Source organism: Methanoculleus thermophilus (genome assembly GCF_001571405.1).
Taxonomy (GTDB): Archaea; Halobacteriota; Methanomicrobia; order Methanomicrobiales; family Methanoculleaceae; genus Methanoculleus; species Methanoculleus thermophilus.
Window position 1 is genome coordinate 316,081 of sequence record NZ_BCNX01000006.1, and the last position, 13,294, is coordinate 329,374.

14 protein-coding genes are annotated in these 13,294 nt (G+C 60.4%); 6 read left to right on the top strand and 8 right to left on the bottom strand.

Features of this window, described 5'->3' with window-relative positions:
- Position 1: 1 nt before the first annotated feature.
- From MCUTH_RS04845 to MCUTH_RS04855, 3 genes are read right to left on the bottom strand one after another with little or no spacing between them, the layout of a single operon-like run.
- Positions 2–1,126, bottom strand: coding sequence for a DNA primase small subunit domain-containing protein (locus tag MCUTH_RS04845; RefSeq protein ID WP_066956318.1), 1,125 nt, complete (start codon positions 1,124–1,126; stop codon positions 2–4).
- Positions 1,123–2,697: a tRNA uridine(34) 5-carboxymethylaminomethyl modification radical SAM/GNAT enzyme Elp3 gene (locus MCUTH_RS04850; RefSeq protein WP_066956961.1), complete on the bottom strand. Its 1,575-nt coding sequence runs from the start codon at positions 2,695–2,697 to the stop codon at positions 1,123–1,125. The genes MCUTH_RS04845 and MCUTH_RS04850 overlap by 4 nt, the downstream gene beginning before the upstream one ends.
- A 3-nt stretch (positions 2,698–2,700) precedes the next feature.
- Positions 2,701–2,967 carry a UPF0058 family protein gene (locus MCUTH_RS04855; protein WP_083524768.1) on the bottom strand — a complete coding sequence of 89 codons (267 nt, stop codon included), beginning with the start codon at positions 2,965–2,967 and terminating at the stop codon, positions 2,701–2,703.
- 67 nt (positions 2,968–3,034) lie between these two features.
- On the opposite strand from MCUTH_RS04855, the gene MCUTH_RS04860 reads away from it, so the two are divergent.
- Positions 3,035–3,907, top strand: a complete 873-nt coding sequence (locus MCUTH_RS04860) for an ADP-ribosylglycohydrolase family protein (protein WP_066956321.1) — start codon at positions 3,035–3,037, stop codon at positions 3,905–3,907.
- 2 nt (positions 3,908–3,909) lie between these two features.
- Here the strand turns inward: MCUTH_RS04860 and MCUTH_RS04865 are convergent, their stop codons facing one another.
- On the bottom strand, positions 3,910–4,362 hold the full coding sequence (locus tag MCUTH_RS04865) for a UPF0179 family protein (protein WP_066956324.1): 453 nt from the start codon (positions 4,360–4,362) through the stop codon (positions 3,910–3,912).
- Positions 4,363–4,366: 4 nt separating this feature from the next.
- On the bottom strand, positions 4,367–5,449 hold the full coding sequence (locus tag MCUTH_RS04870; protein ID WP_066956327.1) for an NAD(P)-dependent glycerol-1-phosphate dehydrogenase: 1,083 nt from the start codon (positions 5,447–5,449) through the stop codon (positions 4,367–4,369).
- A gap of 11 nt (positions 5,450–5,460) precedes the next feature.
- Here MCUTH_RS04870 and MCUTH_RS04875 point away from each other — a divergent pair, with 11 nt between their 5' ends.
- Genes MCUTH_RS04875 through proS form a run of 3 tightly spaced genes read left to right on the top strand, consistent with a single transcriptional unit; the run spans position 5,461 to position 8,334 of the window.
- Positions 5,461–6,306, top strand: a complete 846-nt coding sequence (locus MCUTH_RS04875) for a DUF63 family protein (RefSeq protein ID WP_066956331.1) — start codon at positions 5,461–5,463, stop codon at positions 6,304–6,306.
- The gene (locus MCUTH_RS04880; RefSeq protein WP_066956334.1) at positions 6,299–6,865 is read left to right on the top strand and encodes a stage II sporulation protein M; all 567 of its coding nucleotides are present in this window, start codon (positions 6,299–6,301) and stop codon (positions 6,863–6,865) included. Before MCUTH_RS04875 ends, MCUTH_RS04880 begins: the two co-directional genes overlap by 8 nt.
- 35 nt (positions 6,866–6,900) lie before the next feature.
- Positions 6,901–8,334 carry a proline--tRNA ligase gene (proS, locus tag MCUTH_RS04885; protein WP_066956336.1) on the top strand — a complete coding sequence of 478 codons (1,434 nt, stop codon included), beginning with the start codon at positions 6,901–6,903 and terminating at the stop codon, positions 8,332–8,334.
- Here proS and MCUTH_RS04890 read toward each other — a convergent pair.
- Entirely contained in the window at positions 8,328–8,789 is a 462-nt protein-coding gene (locus MCUTH_RS04890; RefSeq protein WP_066956339.1) for a hypothetical protein, read from the bottom strand. The two genes, proS and MCUTH_RS04890, sit on opposite strands and share 7 nt — an antisense overlap.
- Before the next feature lie 398 nt (positions 8,790–9,187).
- Here MCUTH_RS04890 and MCUTH_RS04895 point away from each other — a divergent pair, with 398 nt between their 5' ends.
- Positions 9,188–10,108 (top strand): DUF362 domain-containing protein, encoded by a 921-nt coding sequence (locus tag MCUTH_RS04895; RefSeq protein ID WP_066956342.1) that lies wholly within the window; start codon positions 9,188–9,190, stop codon positions 10,106–10,108.
- 3 nt (positions 10,109–10,111) lie between these two features.
- Here the strand turns inward: MCUTH_RS04895 and MCUTH_RS04900 are convergent, their stop codons facing one another.
- Positions 10,112–10,672 (bottom strand): manganese efflux pump MntP, encoded by a 561-nt coding sequence (locus MCUTH_RS04900; RefSeq protein ID WP_066956345.1) that lies wholly within the window; start codon positions 10,670–10,672, stop codon positions 10,112–10,114.
- 96 nt (positions 10,673–10,768) lie between these two features.
- On the opposite strand from MCUTH_RS04900, the gene MCUTH_RS11320 reads away from it, so the two are divergent.
- On the top strand, positions 10,769–12,706 hold the full coding sequence (locus MCUTH_RS11320; protein WP_083524792.1) for an agmatine deiminase family protein: 1,938 nt from the start codon (positions 10,769–10,771) through the stop codon (positions 12,704–12,706).
- On the opposite strand, the gene MCUTH_RS04910 is transcribed toward MCUTH_RS11320, so the two are convergent.
- A complete protein-coding gene (locus MCUTH_RS04910; protein WP_083524769.1) occupies positions 12,666–13,292 on the bottom strand; it encodes a TMEM175 family protein in 627 nt (208 codons plus the stop codon). The two genes, MCUTH_RS11320 and MCUTH_RS04910, sit on opposite strands and share 41 nt — an antisense overlap.
- Positions 13,293–13,294 lie beyond the last annotated feature (2 nt).

Below are 13,294 nucleotides of genomic sequence, written 5' to 3' on the forward strand. Positions count from 1 at the left end.
GTTACCTCACACCTCCGGCTATCTCCGCCATGTTCCGGCAGCAGAGGAAGACCGCGAGTGCCTCGGGGACGCTTACCGTACCCGTCTTCAACGTGTAGGTATTTCCGAGCAGAGATGTGGTGATGTTTGCCTTCACGTCAATCCGCACCTCCCGCTCGCCGAAGACCACCGCGTCCACGAGCGGGTCGAAGTCCGCGAGATCGCAGATCTCGAGCGGCACGACCCGCATGCCGCTCCCGCCATGGAGGGACCCGGGCGCCCGGATCAGCCGTTTGATGTCGGTCGTGACCGGTTCATCCGCACGTGCCCCTACATCCCTGATCCGGCCCTCAAACTCGGGTGCGGCCACGAGTGCCCGGACGACGCGGTTTTGCAGGAGGTCACTTGGGGCCTTCTTGAGATGTGCATCCAGATGTGCGACGAACTCCGAGGCCGTTCGTTTGCTGATACCATCAAGTCCTGCAAGATACGCTATCGCCTCGGCAGGTGGAAGGCCGGAAAGCCAGGAGAGGTGGGTGCGGAGCGCCTCACCATAGCGCCACCGCCATCCGGGCCGGGTGCTCCTGTCTCCCGGTGCAAGCATCGCGTCCGGGTCAAGCCCTATGCCGCAGACATAATCGACGATCTCACGCCGTTCCGGGCTTCCCCATCCCCGGACGGCGATATCGGTGACGTGAACGTGGTAGCCCCGTCCTCCGGAGAAGGCAATCCTGATCTGGTTTTTGGAAAATCCGAGTTCATCGGTCAGAATCCCGATCAATTTCTCGGTCTCCTCCTTGACCCGTGCAAGCATTACCGGGTAGGGGCCGCGGACGATCTGGTCGGCATCGAGATCGAAGATCAGGTCAGCGCCGGCCCAGTGCTTCTCGCTCATCGTCGGCGCTGATGGTGTCTGGTAGTAGGCCGTTGAGTAGTAGGCGTGAGCGGGCACCAGACTCCTCACGTACGCGTTGAGTTCTTCGCGGTCCACAAATGCCATGTGCCGCCGCATCCGGATCTCTGCCGCGGCATCAAAGAAGACAAATCCCCACTCGCGCTGCTCAAGGGACGACGGAGCGGCGATGTTCTGCCTCTGGTAATACTCGCCAAACCTCTGCTTGACAAACTCGAGCGTCGCGGGCTTCATGGAAGCGTCTTGATCATATATGGGCCCACTCGTTCATATCCCTGTTTCCTGTAGTAGGGCCGCACCCCGACACCGCTCATCACCGCGAGCCGCCGATAGCCGTGATCGCGAGCCTCCTCTTCCGTCTCGGAGAGGAGTTCGCTGCCGTAACTGCGGTGCTGCCAATCTCTGGCGGTCGCCGGGGTGCTCAAGGGGACCATGCTCCCGTAGACATGGAGCTCGCGCAGGAGTGCTGCATCAGCGAGCTCCTCGCGGAATGGCCGGTATGGGAACCGGAGTCGGGCGAACCCGACGAGGGTGTCTACCGAACCCGCCTGGATGAACCGCTCCTCCCCACCGCAGGCCTGGTAGGTGTAGGTCGAGATCGCGACTTCCTCCGGCGCAGGCGTTCTGCCCACCTCGCGGCACCGGATGCACCGGCAGCGGAGCCCCTGCTCCCGGAGCCGCGCCCCTGCAAGCTGGCGGAAGTTGCTGTGCCGCGAGCCCGCGACGATCAGTTTTGCCGGAATGTCCCGCTGGATTCGCTGGAGGCGGACGTACTCCGGGAGGAGAGATTTTGCGTAGGCGACAAGATCGATCAGCTCCTCCTCGGTGTAGGGCCGGTACTCCCCCCGCTCCCAGAGGGCCTCGATCTCGGATCCCGGAGTAACCAGGGTCGGGTAGATCTTTAAGAAGTCCGGCCGGAACCGCGGATCAGCGAAGAGCTCCTGAAACATCCGCCGGTCGTCCTCCATACTCGCGCCGGGGAGGTTCGGCATCACGTGGAACCCTACCTTCAACCCGGCATCCCGAAGGAGGCAGTTTGCCTCGACAGAGTCCGCGACCGCGTGGCCCCGGCGGTTGTACTCGAGGATCCGGTCGTCCAGGTGCTGGACGCCAAGTTCCACCTTGGTCACGCCCATCCTAAGCATCCGGTTGATATGCTCCTTTCGGCACCAGTCCGGCCTTGTCTCGAAGGTTGTCGCGACGCACCTGACTCGCGCTGACTCGTTTGCGGCAAATATCGCCTCCAGGTCGGGCAAGGCCGGCGCCATCCCGACCCGGGGGTAATCGTTCATCGCCTGCACGGCGGCCCCGACGAACCACTCCTGGTACTCGAGAGGTCGGGCGGTCATCGTTCCGCCCATCACGATCATCTCCGCCTTGTCGACGTGGTGCCCGAGCGCCTCGAACTGTCCAAGTCGAGCCTGGACCTGCTTGTAGGGATCATACTCGTGCTCCCGGGCGCGGAGCGCCGCCGGCTCCTCACCTGTGTAACTCTGGGGAGAAGCAAAGGGGTGTTCCGGTCCGCCGGGGCAGGGGAGACACTTCCCATGGGGGCATGGGTGCGGGGAGGTCATCACCGCGACCGGCGCCACCCCCGAGAGGGTCCGCGTGGGTTTGACGAGGAGGAGCGGCCGGAGCACTTTGCGTTCCTCTGGTGTCGCGGCGGCAAGAATTGCGGAACTCTTGGGCATATTGGCGCTATACTCCCTGCAGACGTCGAGTTTGATCTTCTGGACATCAACAGGGCCGGGCCCGGCAGAAAGGATGCGGGAGATGATCTCCCGGGAGATATCGGTATCGTTCATCATCTAATGTTCGGTTGCAATCTGTTCGGACTGAAAATCGGCGTGGTATTCGATGTATGGGTTGTGATGAGTTCTAATGTGCTGGACGATCTCTTTTCCCAACGTGAGAATAGCCTTTTTATGTGAGACTTTATTCTTATGGATATGGACGGGTGAGATGTGGAGAGCGTCGTACTGATCGGTCGGAATCACTTCCCCGGTTGTGCTTTCATAATACTTTTTAATGTGAACTAGCAGCATGTGTAAGTGGAGCAGCTCTTCTTTTTGCACAATATCACCTTTCCTCGAAGAATACTACTGTCCGCGGGTAGATATAATTTGTTGGTGATCTTTTTATATGCACAAGCCGCGCGCACTTGGGGCGTTCATAGGGCTTGCAATCGGCGATGCTCTAGGCGCGCCCCTGGAAGGCCTTCCCCCGCGTCCGATTGCCGTAACGGAGATGGAGGGAGGCGGAATTCATGACACCCTTCCGGGGGAGTATACCGACGATACCCTGCAGGCCACAGCCCTGGCAGAGAGCCTTGTCGAGTGTGGGGAGTTCGATCCCGATGACTTTGCCCGACGCCTGGTTTTGGTATACCGCGCCCATCCGAAGTTCTTTGGGCCGACGTCAGGAGCCGTCCTCGACTTGATCGAGAGGGGGGTCGCCCCGGAGGATGCCGCAAGGAGGGTGCATGAGGCACGCGGGGGGAGCAGGAGCAACGGAAGCGTAATGCGCGGGATCCCGATCGGCATCTTCTACCCGCCAGAGGAGGTATGGGAGGTGAGCCTTGCCGCGTCCCGCGTCACCCACCACGACTCGACCGCCGGTGAGGCCTCGGCATTCGTCAACCGGATGGTCAGCGGGATGTGCCGGGGAGAGACGGCCGATACGGCATTCAGCCGGGCCCTCGATCTCTCTAGAGATCCGGAACTCAGGGGACTGCTCGAGGATTACCGGGCCCACGCGCCCGAGCCATCGCTTGATGCCGTCATCTGCACTCACTGCGCCGTTAGGATCTTTATGGAGGCGTCGTCTTTTCGCGATGCGGTCGTTTGGGCGGTCAACCTCGGTGGCGACGCCGATACCGTCGGCGCGATCGTCGGCGGCCTTGCCGGGGCGCACTTCGGGATCGAGTCAATCCCGGCGTCGTGGCTCTCGGCGCTCCGTGACCGAAAAGACCTTCTTAGCCTTGCACAGCGGCTCTTTGCAGAGAGCAGACCGTAATATCAGACCGGCCGAAGTTCCACAAGTTTTAAGGAGCGGCCCCGCTCGCAGATCTCGGGCGCGTTGCCGAGGACCTCTCCGACAATATACTTTCCCTTCTCGATGATGCCGTCGGGATGGCAGAGCGAGTAACTCCGACAGTCCGTGCGTGAGCAGGAGGACTCATATCGCACCTGCGAGTTCGCTATAGCCATATCAGCGCTGATGAGCGCAACGACGGGGGCCTCGGCAACATCAACCGCGACTGCCGCTTCGTGGTGGACCGGACACTCGTGTCGGGTATTTGAGCGGATCCCCATGATCCGATACTTCTTCCCGGGTTGCAGGTTATGGCAGACCTTGCTCACCTTGCAGTTTTCACATTCCGGGCACGTGGTGCCTTCGTATACGAATTCAAGCCCTTGCTTTGCGAGTGCTGCGCCGATGAGGGTCACTTTTGTCTTCTCGTTTGCCATAACCTCACTCCCGGTAGAGCATCTTCACGAGTTCGCGTGCCGATTCTTGCGTCAGCCCCATATCCAGTATCGTGAACCGCTCCGGACGGATCGTCCGGGCGGCAAGCAGCGCTTCTACTGCCGTCTCGTCATCGATCCCGATCTCGGCCGGGGTGGTCGGTGCGCCGATCTTTCGCAGGGAGTCGCGGATACCCTCCCAGTCGCCGCCATGGAGGTACATCGTGATGATCGCCCCGATTCCGCATTTCTCGCCGTGGAGGCCCTTTCCAGGTGCGAGTTTATCCAGCGCGTGGGAGAACTTGTGCTCTCCGCCGCTGCCGGGGCGGGACGACCCCGCGATGCTCATCGCAACCCCGGACGAGACCAGCGCCTTCGTCACGATCCAGGCGCTCTCCTCGGAATGGGGTTTAATGAGGTCGGCATTCTTAAAGAGGATCTCGGCGGTCATCCGCGAGAGGGTCAGCGCGTATTCGGAGAGCTGTTCGCCCCGGAGGCGGTGGGCGAGTTCCCAGTCGAGGACCGCGGTGCAGTTTGCCATGATATCTGCACACCCCGATGCCAGCAGGCGGTGGGGTGCCGATGCGATGATCTCGGTATCGGCAACGACCGCGATGGGGGGTTCGGCGGAGAGCGAGACATTCCCGTCGGCGGTCGGGACCGAGGCCCTTGACGAGGCGATGCCGTCGTGAGAAGCGGCGGTGGGTACGCTGATGAAGTGGCGGTCGGTGTTGTAGGAGGCGATCTTTGCCGTATCGATGACCCGGCCCCCGCCGACGCCGATGACAAACCCGACCTCGGCCGATGCCGCCTCGGCCTTCTTGATCGTATCGAGGTAGTCGGTGCCGCTTGTAGTAAATATAGTGGTATCATACGACCCGGAAAGGAGCGCCTCGACTCTCTTTCCGGCGACATCTTTGGTCTGATCCCCGGATATGATGAGCACAGAGTCACCGAGATCAAGGTCTTCGCAGATGGCCGGGAGCTGCTCGATGACGCCGTGTCCGATGACGACGTCCCGAGGGAGCTGCATCCACTTGGACTTGTCAAAAACCTTGGTTCTGAGTAGGTTTATCCGGTCTGCGCTCATTTAGATCAGTAATGATTAGGGAGTTCATCTACAAATATTACATAGATCCCATTCGCTACGGTGAGGCGTATACCCTCGTCGATACATTGACCTATGCCCTGATCCTCATTGCAGCCGTCTATCTCGTTTATCGGGGGCTCCGGCGGTACAAGATTGCCGTCGACGACGAACTGGTGCTTGCGACCCTGCCGTTTGTTGTCCTGGGCGGGCTTCTTAGGGTTGTTGAGGATACCGGGATGATCACGTCCGATCTACGGTTTCTCCTGATCACGCCCCTGATCTTCTTTGTGATCTTTGTGATTGCGGTGGTGGCTCTCTTTGCGGGAAAGTTTGCTGAGAATGCCGGGTTGATCTCCCGCTACAGCTGGTTCTACGGTGGGGCAGGGGTCGTCGCCTGCCTCGCCGCCGGTGCGGCCCTGATCTGGTTCGGCCTTACTGAGACGCAAATCGCGCTTAATGTACTCGCTGTCATCCTCACTCTTGCCGCCGTAACGTCGCTTGCGCTCTGGGCGTTTCTGGTCTATGTGCTCAAGTGGGATTATGCCTCGAATATTCTCTATAAACTTCTCATCTTCGGGCACATGCTGGATGCGAGCGCAACAAGTTACGGGATCGACCTGCATCCCATCCACTATGTTGAGCAGCATGTCGTGGGCTCGAACCTGATTGAGATTACCGGCACCGCATTCTCGATGTTTCTCCTCAAGATCGCGGTACTCATCCCTGCGATATACGTCCTTGAGTTGTATCGGCGGGAAGGAAATCCCGATCTCTGGCACCTCATCCTGCTTGCGATGATCGTCGTCGGCATGGCCCCGGGGATCCGGGATCTGGTGCGGATGGTGCTCTATGTCTGAAGTGTTCCCTCTCCGGGCCACGATCCTTGCGGCCGTCTTCTTTGCCGTCTCGGTAGGTCTAGGAGCCGTCACCGTGGTCAGCGATCCGGCGGTCGGCGAAGAACTTATGGCCCTCTTTGCCGAGCAGGTGGCAGGTCAGATCCTATCGGACTCTCCGGCAATCCTTGCCTGGAACCTGTTCTTGAATAACCTCTCCACCTGTCTCCTCCTCTTCCTCGGCGGAGCTTCGTTTGGTGTGGTTACGTTGCTGATCCTCTCGGTCAACGGTCTCCTGATCGGTGCGGTGACCGAACTTGTGCGCGAGCAGCAGGGTCTTGCCTTCATCGCGGCGGCGCTTGTGCCGCATGGCATCTTTGAGATCCCCGCCTTCCTCATAGCGGGTGGCCTCGGTCTCCTCCTCGGGCAGGAACTCCTCGCGGAGTGGCGGGGTGGTGGTGATGCCGCCGCCCGGGCAGCGAATCTTTCCCGCCTATTCCTCCGGATCGTCGTCCCGCTTCTTGCGGTTGCAGCGGTCGTGGAGGCATTTATTACGCCGGCAATCCTAAGTATGATCGCTTAATGAGCCAGATCAATAGTTTTTGAGGTACGAGTTGGATGGAAGAATCTACAGGCGCACTCCCCCGGAAAGATGATTTTTCCCAGTGGTATAATGAGATCCTCTGGCGAGCTGAGATCATGGACGTCCGCTACCCGGTCAAGGGGCTGTACGTCTGGTATCCCTATGGGTTCGGCATACGGAAGCGTGCATATGGCATACTCCGCGACCTGATGGATCGCGATCATGAAGAGACGCTCTTCCCTCTCCTGATCCCCAAGACCGAGTTCATGAAGGAGGCCGAGCACATCAAGGGCTTCGAGGACGAGGTCTACTGGGTCACTCACGGCGGCACGAGCGAGCTCGATGTGCCGCTTGCCCTCCGGCCGACGAGCGAGACCGCAATCTACCCGATGTACTCCCTCTGGATCCGGTCGCACACGGACCTGCCGTTGAAACTCTATCAGATCGTCAATACGTTCCGTTACGAGACGAAGCATACCCGTCCGCTCATCCGTCTCCGGGAGATCACATCTTTTAAGGAGGCACATACCGTCCATGCAACCCGCGAGGAGGCCGAAGAACAGGTCGAAGCCGCTCTTGCCCTCTACAAGGAGTTTTACGACGCTCTCTGCGTCCCGGTGATCCTCTCCCGCCGTCCGAGCTGGGACAAGTTCCCGGGTGCCGACTACACCGTCGCGGTCGATACCATCATGCCTGACGGCAAGACGCTCCAGATCGGCACGGTGCACATGCTCGGCGATCACTTCTCCCGCACCTACGATATCACCTACGAGGATGCAAACGGAGACCAGCAGTACGCCTATCAGACCTGCTACGGGATATCCGAGCGGTCGATTGCCGCCGTGATCAGCGTCCACGGTGATGACAAAGGGCTCGTCCTGCCGTCGGCGGTCGCCCCGATCGAGGTCGTCATCGTCCCGGTCATCGTCGGGACGCGGCGCGATGAGGTGCTCTCGGCCGCTGCAGAGCTTGAATCGGAACTCAAAGGCGCCGGATTCACCGTGAAACTGGACGACCGGGATATGCGCCCGGGAGCGAAGTACTACCACTGGGAGATGCGTGGTGTACCGCTCCGACTCGAGATCGGGCCGCGGGATATCGACTCGAACACGGTCGTTGCCGTCACGCGCACGGGGCGGAAGGTCAAACTCGATCGTCGGGGCGTTGTTGAAGGGATCTCCTCGATCTTTGCAGAATTTAGAGGAGAACTCTTCGAGGCTGCAAAGCAGGCGATGGCCGACCGGATCACCGTCGTCGCGACCCTCGAGGAGGCCGCCAGTGCGGTGAAAAGCGGCGTTGCGGTCGCTCACTGGTGCGGCTCACAGGAGTGTGCAGAAAAGATTGAGGCGGCGACGGATGCGAGCATCCTCGGGTCCGATATCCGGTCGGACCTGGTCACCGTCTCGGACGGCCCATGCATCGCCTGTGGCGGCAAAGGCACGTCAACTCTGATTGCGCGGACTTACTGACAGCAGGATGGGCAGATATACGTTTTTGGATGCTCAGGGGCCGAGAGGTCTCCTGAGATTACCGCTTTTCCGCCGGTGAAGAATATTCTGCCGCATTTTGCGCACCGCTTCGGGAGCAGCCGCTCCCAGCGGCTCATCGGAACTTCCAGAGTGAATTGCATCTTCTCTGCGTCGGCGGGGTTGCACTGGGCGAGTTCCTCGTACCGTGAGAGGATCTGCATGACCTGGAACGGGTTTGCTCCCCTGCTGCAGAACCGATTGAAGACAAATAATTGAAAGATCATCCACCCTAGGTCGGAGCGCTCAAGGGTCTCCTCATATTCGCTGCAGGTACCGTCGTCATCATCGAGGGAGTACCCGCAGAGGGGGCAGCGCCCACCCACGAGTTCATCCAGGAAGACCTCTTCGTGGCAACTGGGACAGGTGGTGTGGGGGGTATGCATTCTGGAAGTCATGGTTGTACTGGCCTCATTCCTTTTGCTCTTTCAGAGACTTGCGACCTCACTTTATGCCTCTTTGAGGCGTTTCTGGCGGGATTCGCGGTCTCCGAGATAGCCTGAGGTTTTATTACGTATTGCGCTGGGGGTACTCTTATACATGTCGAATGAGGCCGCTGGATTTAACCCCCAAAGTGCAGGGCATGGCTCTCCTGCGGAGATGATGAACGAGTCTTTCGGGGTTGGACGGCTCTCGATAAGCGTTTTGCTCTCACTCTTCTTGCCGGGCAGAAAGTGTCTGGCTGGAGGCCATGGAGACCAACTTCTCCTACAGCGCATATCCCATGGTACCGGTCATGTTTTGGAAAAGAGGGCTGCACGGAGGATATTTATACATCGGGGGGTAATCTGCGCGCATGGCATCCCCAGCAGCATCTCAAGTCTATATCATCGATGCATCGGATCGCGATCACGCCATCGAGACCCTCTGGCGCGAGACTGGTTCCCCAATGCTACGCGGAAAGACTGTTGCTGTCAAGGCGAACTTCAATAGTGATGACCCGTTCCCTGCAACGACCCATCCTGATACGCTGGAGGCGATCTTTAGGCAGATCAGGAACGCAGGTGCCCGGTCGATCATGCTGGGGGAGCGGAGCGGGATGGGAGAGACAAGAACCGTCTTGAAGAATCGGGGGATCATCGATCTCGCGGAGCGGGCTGGAGCGGAGGTGGTGGTGCTCGACGTTCTCGAATCCGACGGCTGGAAGGCTGTGCCGCCAGATGGTCTCCATTGGAAGCGGGGATTTCTGATCGCCCGGACCTTCTCTGAAGCGGATGCGGTGGTCCAAACCTGCTGCTTGAAGACTCACCGATTTGGGGGCCACGTCTCCCTCTCGCTCAAGAACCTGGTGGGGACCGTGGCGGAACGGGACCCTAGAGACGGTTACAACTACATGGCGGAACTGCACTCCTCGCCGCACCAGCGCCGGATGATCGCCGAGATCAGCCGGTTCTGCCCCTGTGATGTCGCCATCATGGATGCAACGCAAGGTTTCTCGACCGGTGGGCCAGAGCGGGGCGACGTCATTGCGCCGAACGTCATCCTTGCCAGCACCGACCGTGTCGCCCTTGATGCTGCCGGGATCGCCTTGCTCCGTCTTTACAACTCGACGCCGGAGGTGATGGAGGGCCGGATCTTTGAAATGGAGACCATCGCCCGCGCTGCCGAGCTCGGTCTCGGCGTCCGGTCGGCGGAGGACCTCCGGCTTGTCGCGCTCGACTCGGAGAGCAAAGAGCTCGTCCTCGATATGCGGAGGATTCTGGACGAGTCCGCCTGATTATTAGAAGAGGAGATGGTCGAGCAGGATCCGGAGACCGATCCCGATAAGGATCACCCCACCGAGGATCTCGACCTTCCTTCCGAAGATCCGGCCGAACGAACTTCCCACGAGCACGCCGGCGGCGGAGAGAGCAAAGGTTACAAGACCGATCGTGACCACGGGCCAGAGTATTGGGGTATCGAGAACGGCAAATGTGATGCCGACGGCGAGGGCGTCGATGCTCGTTGCGATGGCGAGCAGTAGAAGCGTCGCGATGCCTCCTGTGGTAAACTGAACGCTTTCGCCCTTCTCCAGCACCGCCTCGATGACCATCCGCCCGCCGATCAGGGCAAGCAGGATGAAGGCGATCCAGGGAGCGTATGCCCCGACAAACGAGGCGAGGTTCACCCCGCCGAGCCAGCCAAGCACCGGCATCGCGGCCTGAAACCCACCGAAGAGTCCTCCGATAATGAGAGCCCACCGGACCCGGTCTTCCCGAACAGTGGTGCCTCCGCTGATCGAGACGGCAAACGCGTCCATTGCAAGCCCGGCTGCTATGAGGAGGACCGTCACAAATTCCATTTATACGAGGTTCGACGCGGGGCGGGATAATGCTATGGCCGTTTGCGGATGCTATAAGATGCCCTAGAGCCCTACCAATACGGAGTGATGGAAAAGATGAGCACACTGACGATCGGCCTTATCCAGACGGCGGTGGGGATGGACCCCGACCGCAACCTGGCTCACACACTTGATATGGCGAGAACGGCGATCGCCAGGGGCGCCCGGATTCTCTGCCTGCAGGAACTCTTCCGGGTCCCCTATTTCCCGCAGTACGAGGATGCAGACGCCTCGGACTACGCGGAGACCATACCGGGTCCTTCGACCGATGCGTTCTCGGCGCTTGCCCGGGAGCATAACGTGGTGGTCATCGTGCCGGTCTACGAACGGACCGCGTCCGGCGAGCATTACAACACCGCGGTGGTGATCGATGCCGACGGGCGGCTCCTCCTCCCGGCCTACCGGAAGGTGCATATCCCCTACGATCCCCTCTTCTACGAAAAGACCTACTTCCGGCCTGGAGACCGATATCGAGTTTATGATACTCAATACGGCCGGATTGCCGTGCTCATCTGCTATGACCAATGGTTCCCGGAGGCCGCAAGAGCTGTCGCGCTGCAGGGTGCGGAGATCATCTTCTACCCGACCGCCATCGGCAGGATTGCCGGGGAGGAGCCACCTGAAGGCGACTGGCGTGATGCGTGGGAGACGGTTCAGCGGGGCCATGCGATAGCAAACAGTGTTCACGTCGCTGCCGTCAACCGGGTGGGCACTGAAGGGGATCTCCAGTTCTTCGGGAGTTCCTTTGTTGCCGATGCGTTCGGGAACGTCCTTGCCCGGGCAAGCGAGACCTCCGAGGAGGTCATTGTCGTGGAGGTCGACCTCGCGGAGAACGAGACCATCCGGGATGGCTGGGGTTTCTTCCGGAACCGGCGGCCGGAGACCTACCGGCCGCTTACCCGCCGGCTCCCCCCGGGGAAGACCCCTGTGAGTTTAGGCTACCGCATGCCGGCGGAATGGGAGCCGCACGATGCCGTCTGGCTCTCCTGGCCCCATGACCGGGAGACGTTTCCCGATCTTGCCAGCGTAGAGCGGACCTACATCGAGATCATCGCGGCTCTGCGCGGGTCCGAGACCATCAACCTCCTCGTCACGAGCGAAGCGATGCGCACCCGGGTTGAGGCGATGCTTGAGGAGGTAGGCCTCGATACACGGGGCATCAGGTTCCACATTGTAGATTATGCCGACGTCTGGTTCCGGGACTACGGGCCGACGTTCGTCCTCAATCAAAAGAGTAAGAGCCTTGCGATGGTGGACTGGACCTTCAACGCCTGGGGGGAGAAGTACCAGGAACTTATGGAGGATACCCGGATCCCGCTCATCATGAACCGCGAACTGGATCTTCCCGTCTTCACCCCCGGTATTGTTCTTGAGGGGGGAGCGATCGATGTGAACGGGTGCGGCACGGTGCTCACGACGGAGTCCTGCCTCTTAAACCCGAACAGGAACCCGCACCTCTCCAGGGAGGAGATCGAGGCCTACCTGGAGGCCTACCTCGGCGCAGGAAACGTCATCTGGCTAAAGCAGGGGATCGCCGGCGACGACACCGACGGCCATATCGACGATATCGCCCGGTTCGTGGGGCCGACGACCGTCGTCTGCGCCCTAGAGGAGAACGAGGACGACGAGAACTACGCGATCCTGCAGGAGAATTATGAGATCCTTACGGCGTCGACCGACCAGGACGGGAACCCTCTGACAGTCATCCCGCTCCCGATGCCGGGAAGGGTCGGGGGCGCGAAGCGGTTGCCGGCAAGTTACGCGAACTTCTACATTGGAAACCGTGTCGTGCTGGTGCCGGTCTTTAAGCATCCAAACGACGAGATTGCCATAGCCCGACTCAGGCAGGTCTTCCCCGACCGTGAGGTCGTCGGGATCGACTGCACGGCGATGGTTGCTGGTCTTGGCGCGATCCACTGCATCAGCCAGCAGCAGCCGTCGGTCGTGCCGTCCCTCACCTGCTCGGGGGCAGAAAGCGCATCACGAGGGGAATGAGCGCGTAGATCACGGTGCTCCACGTCCAGCCGGCGAGGGCGAGCAGGATCGCGATGGCCGAGACGATGGGGACAACCATCCCCCGTCTGCTTCCGCGCCATAGATCGGTGCCGGGATGAACGAGGCGGCCGCTGTGTGTGGCGTAGAACCACTGCGCGGCAAACAGCAGGCCGATGGCGAGGAGGTTTGCCTCGAAGATGACCGCCGCGAAGATCTCGTCCGGGTAGTCGCCGATAAGGGAGACGGAGAACGGCACGAGCGCAACAAACATGAGCGCCGTGATGTTGATCCAGAGGAAGCGGCGGTCGATAACCTTGAGATGGTCTACCTGGGCGTGATGGGCTATCCAGAAGGCGGCAAGGATGAAGAAGGCGAGGAAGTAGTGGTAGAGGTCGGGGAGGTAACCGGCGAGCATTGCCATGAGGGCGGCGTCCGAGAGGTCGTGGGCCCCCTCCGGAACGTCAAGGCTGATGACGAGGAGGGTCATGGCGAAGGCGAATATGCCGTCGGTGAGTGCCTCCATCCTGTTCTTCGGAAAGCCGGCTGGTGCTCCGGCATCTCTGCCAGTTTCGTCTTCTCGGGCCATCT

What these genes read in the sequence shown, in the direction of transcription:
- MCUTH_RS04845 (WP_066956318.1), bottom strand. Translation starts at nt 1,126, where the DNA reads ATGAAGCCCGCGACGCTCGAGTTTGTCAAGCAGAGGTTTGGCGAGTAT.
- MCUTH_RS04850 (WP_066956961.1), bottom strand. Translation starts at nt 2,697, where the DNA reads ATGAACGATACCGATATCTCCCGGGAGATCATCTCCCGCATCCTTTCT.
- MCUTH_RS04860 (WP_066956321.1), top strand. Translation starts at nt 3,035, where the DNA reads ATGCACAAGCCGCGCGCACTTGGGGCGTTCATAGGGCTTGCAATCGGC.
- MCUTH_RS04865 (WP_066956324.1), bottom strand. Translation starts at nt 4,362, where the DNA reads ATGGCAAACGAGAAGACAAAAGTGACCCTCATCGGCGCAGCACTCGCA.
- MCUTH_RS04870 (WP_066956327.1), bottom strand. Translation starts at nt 5,449, where the DNA reads ATGAGCGCAGACCGGATAAACCTACTCAGAACCAAGGTTTTTGACAAG.
- MCUTH_RS04875 (WP_066956331.1), top strand. Translation starts at nt 5,461, where the DNA reads ATGATTAGGGAGTTCATCTACAAATATTACATAGATCCCATTCGCTAC.
- MCUTH_RS04880 (WP_066956334.1), top strand. Translation starts at nt 6,299, where the DNA reads ATGTCTGAAGTGTTCCCTCTCCGGGCCACGATCCTTGCGGCCGTCTTC.
- proS (WP_066956336.1), top strand. Translation starts at nt 6,901, where the DNA reads ATGGAAGAATCTACAGGCGCACTCCCCCGGAAAGATGATTTTTCCCAG.
- MCUTH_RS04890 (WP_066956339.1), bottom strand. Translation starts at nt 8,789, where the DNA reads ATGACTTCCAGAATGCATACCCCCCACACCACCTGTCCCAGTTGCCAC.
- MCUTH_RS04895 (WP_066956342.1), top strand. Translation starts at nt 9,188, where the DNA reads ATGGCATCCCCAGCAGCATCTCAAGTCTATATCATCGATGCATCGGAT.
- MCUTH_RS04900 (WP_066956345.1), bottom strand. Translation starts at nt 10,672, where the DNA reads ATGGAATTTGTGACGGTCCTCCTCATAGCAGCCGGGCTTGCAATGGAC.
- MCUTH_RS11320 (WP_083524792.1), top strand. Translation starts at nt 10,769, where the DNA reads ATGAGCACACTGACGATCGGCCTTATCCAGACGGCGGTGGGGATGGAC.
- MCUTH_RS04910 (WP_083524769.1), bottom strand. Translation starts at nt 13,292, where the DNA reads ATGGCCCGAGAAGACGAAACTGGCAGAGATGCCGGAGCACCAGCCGGC.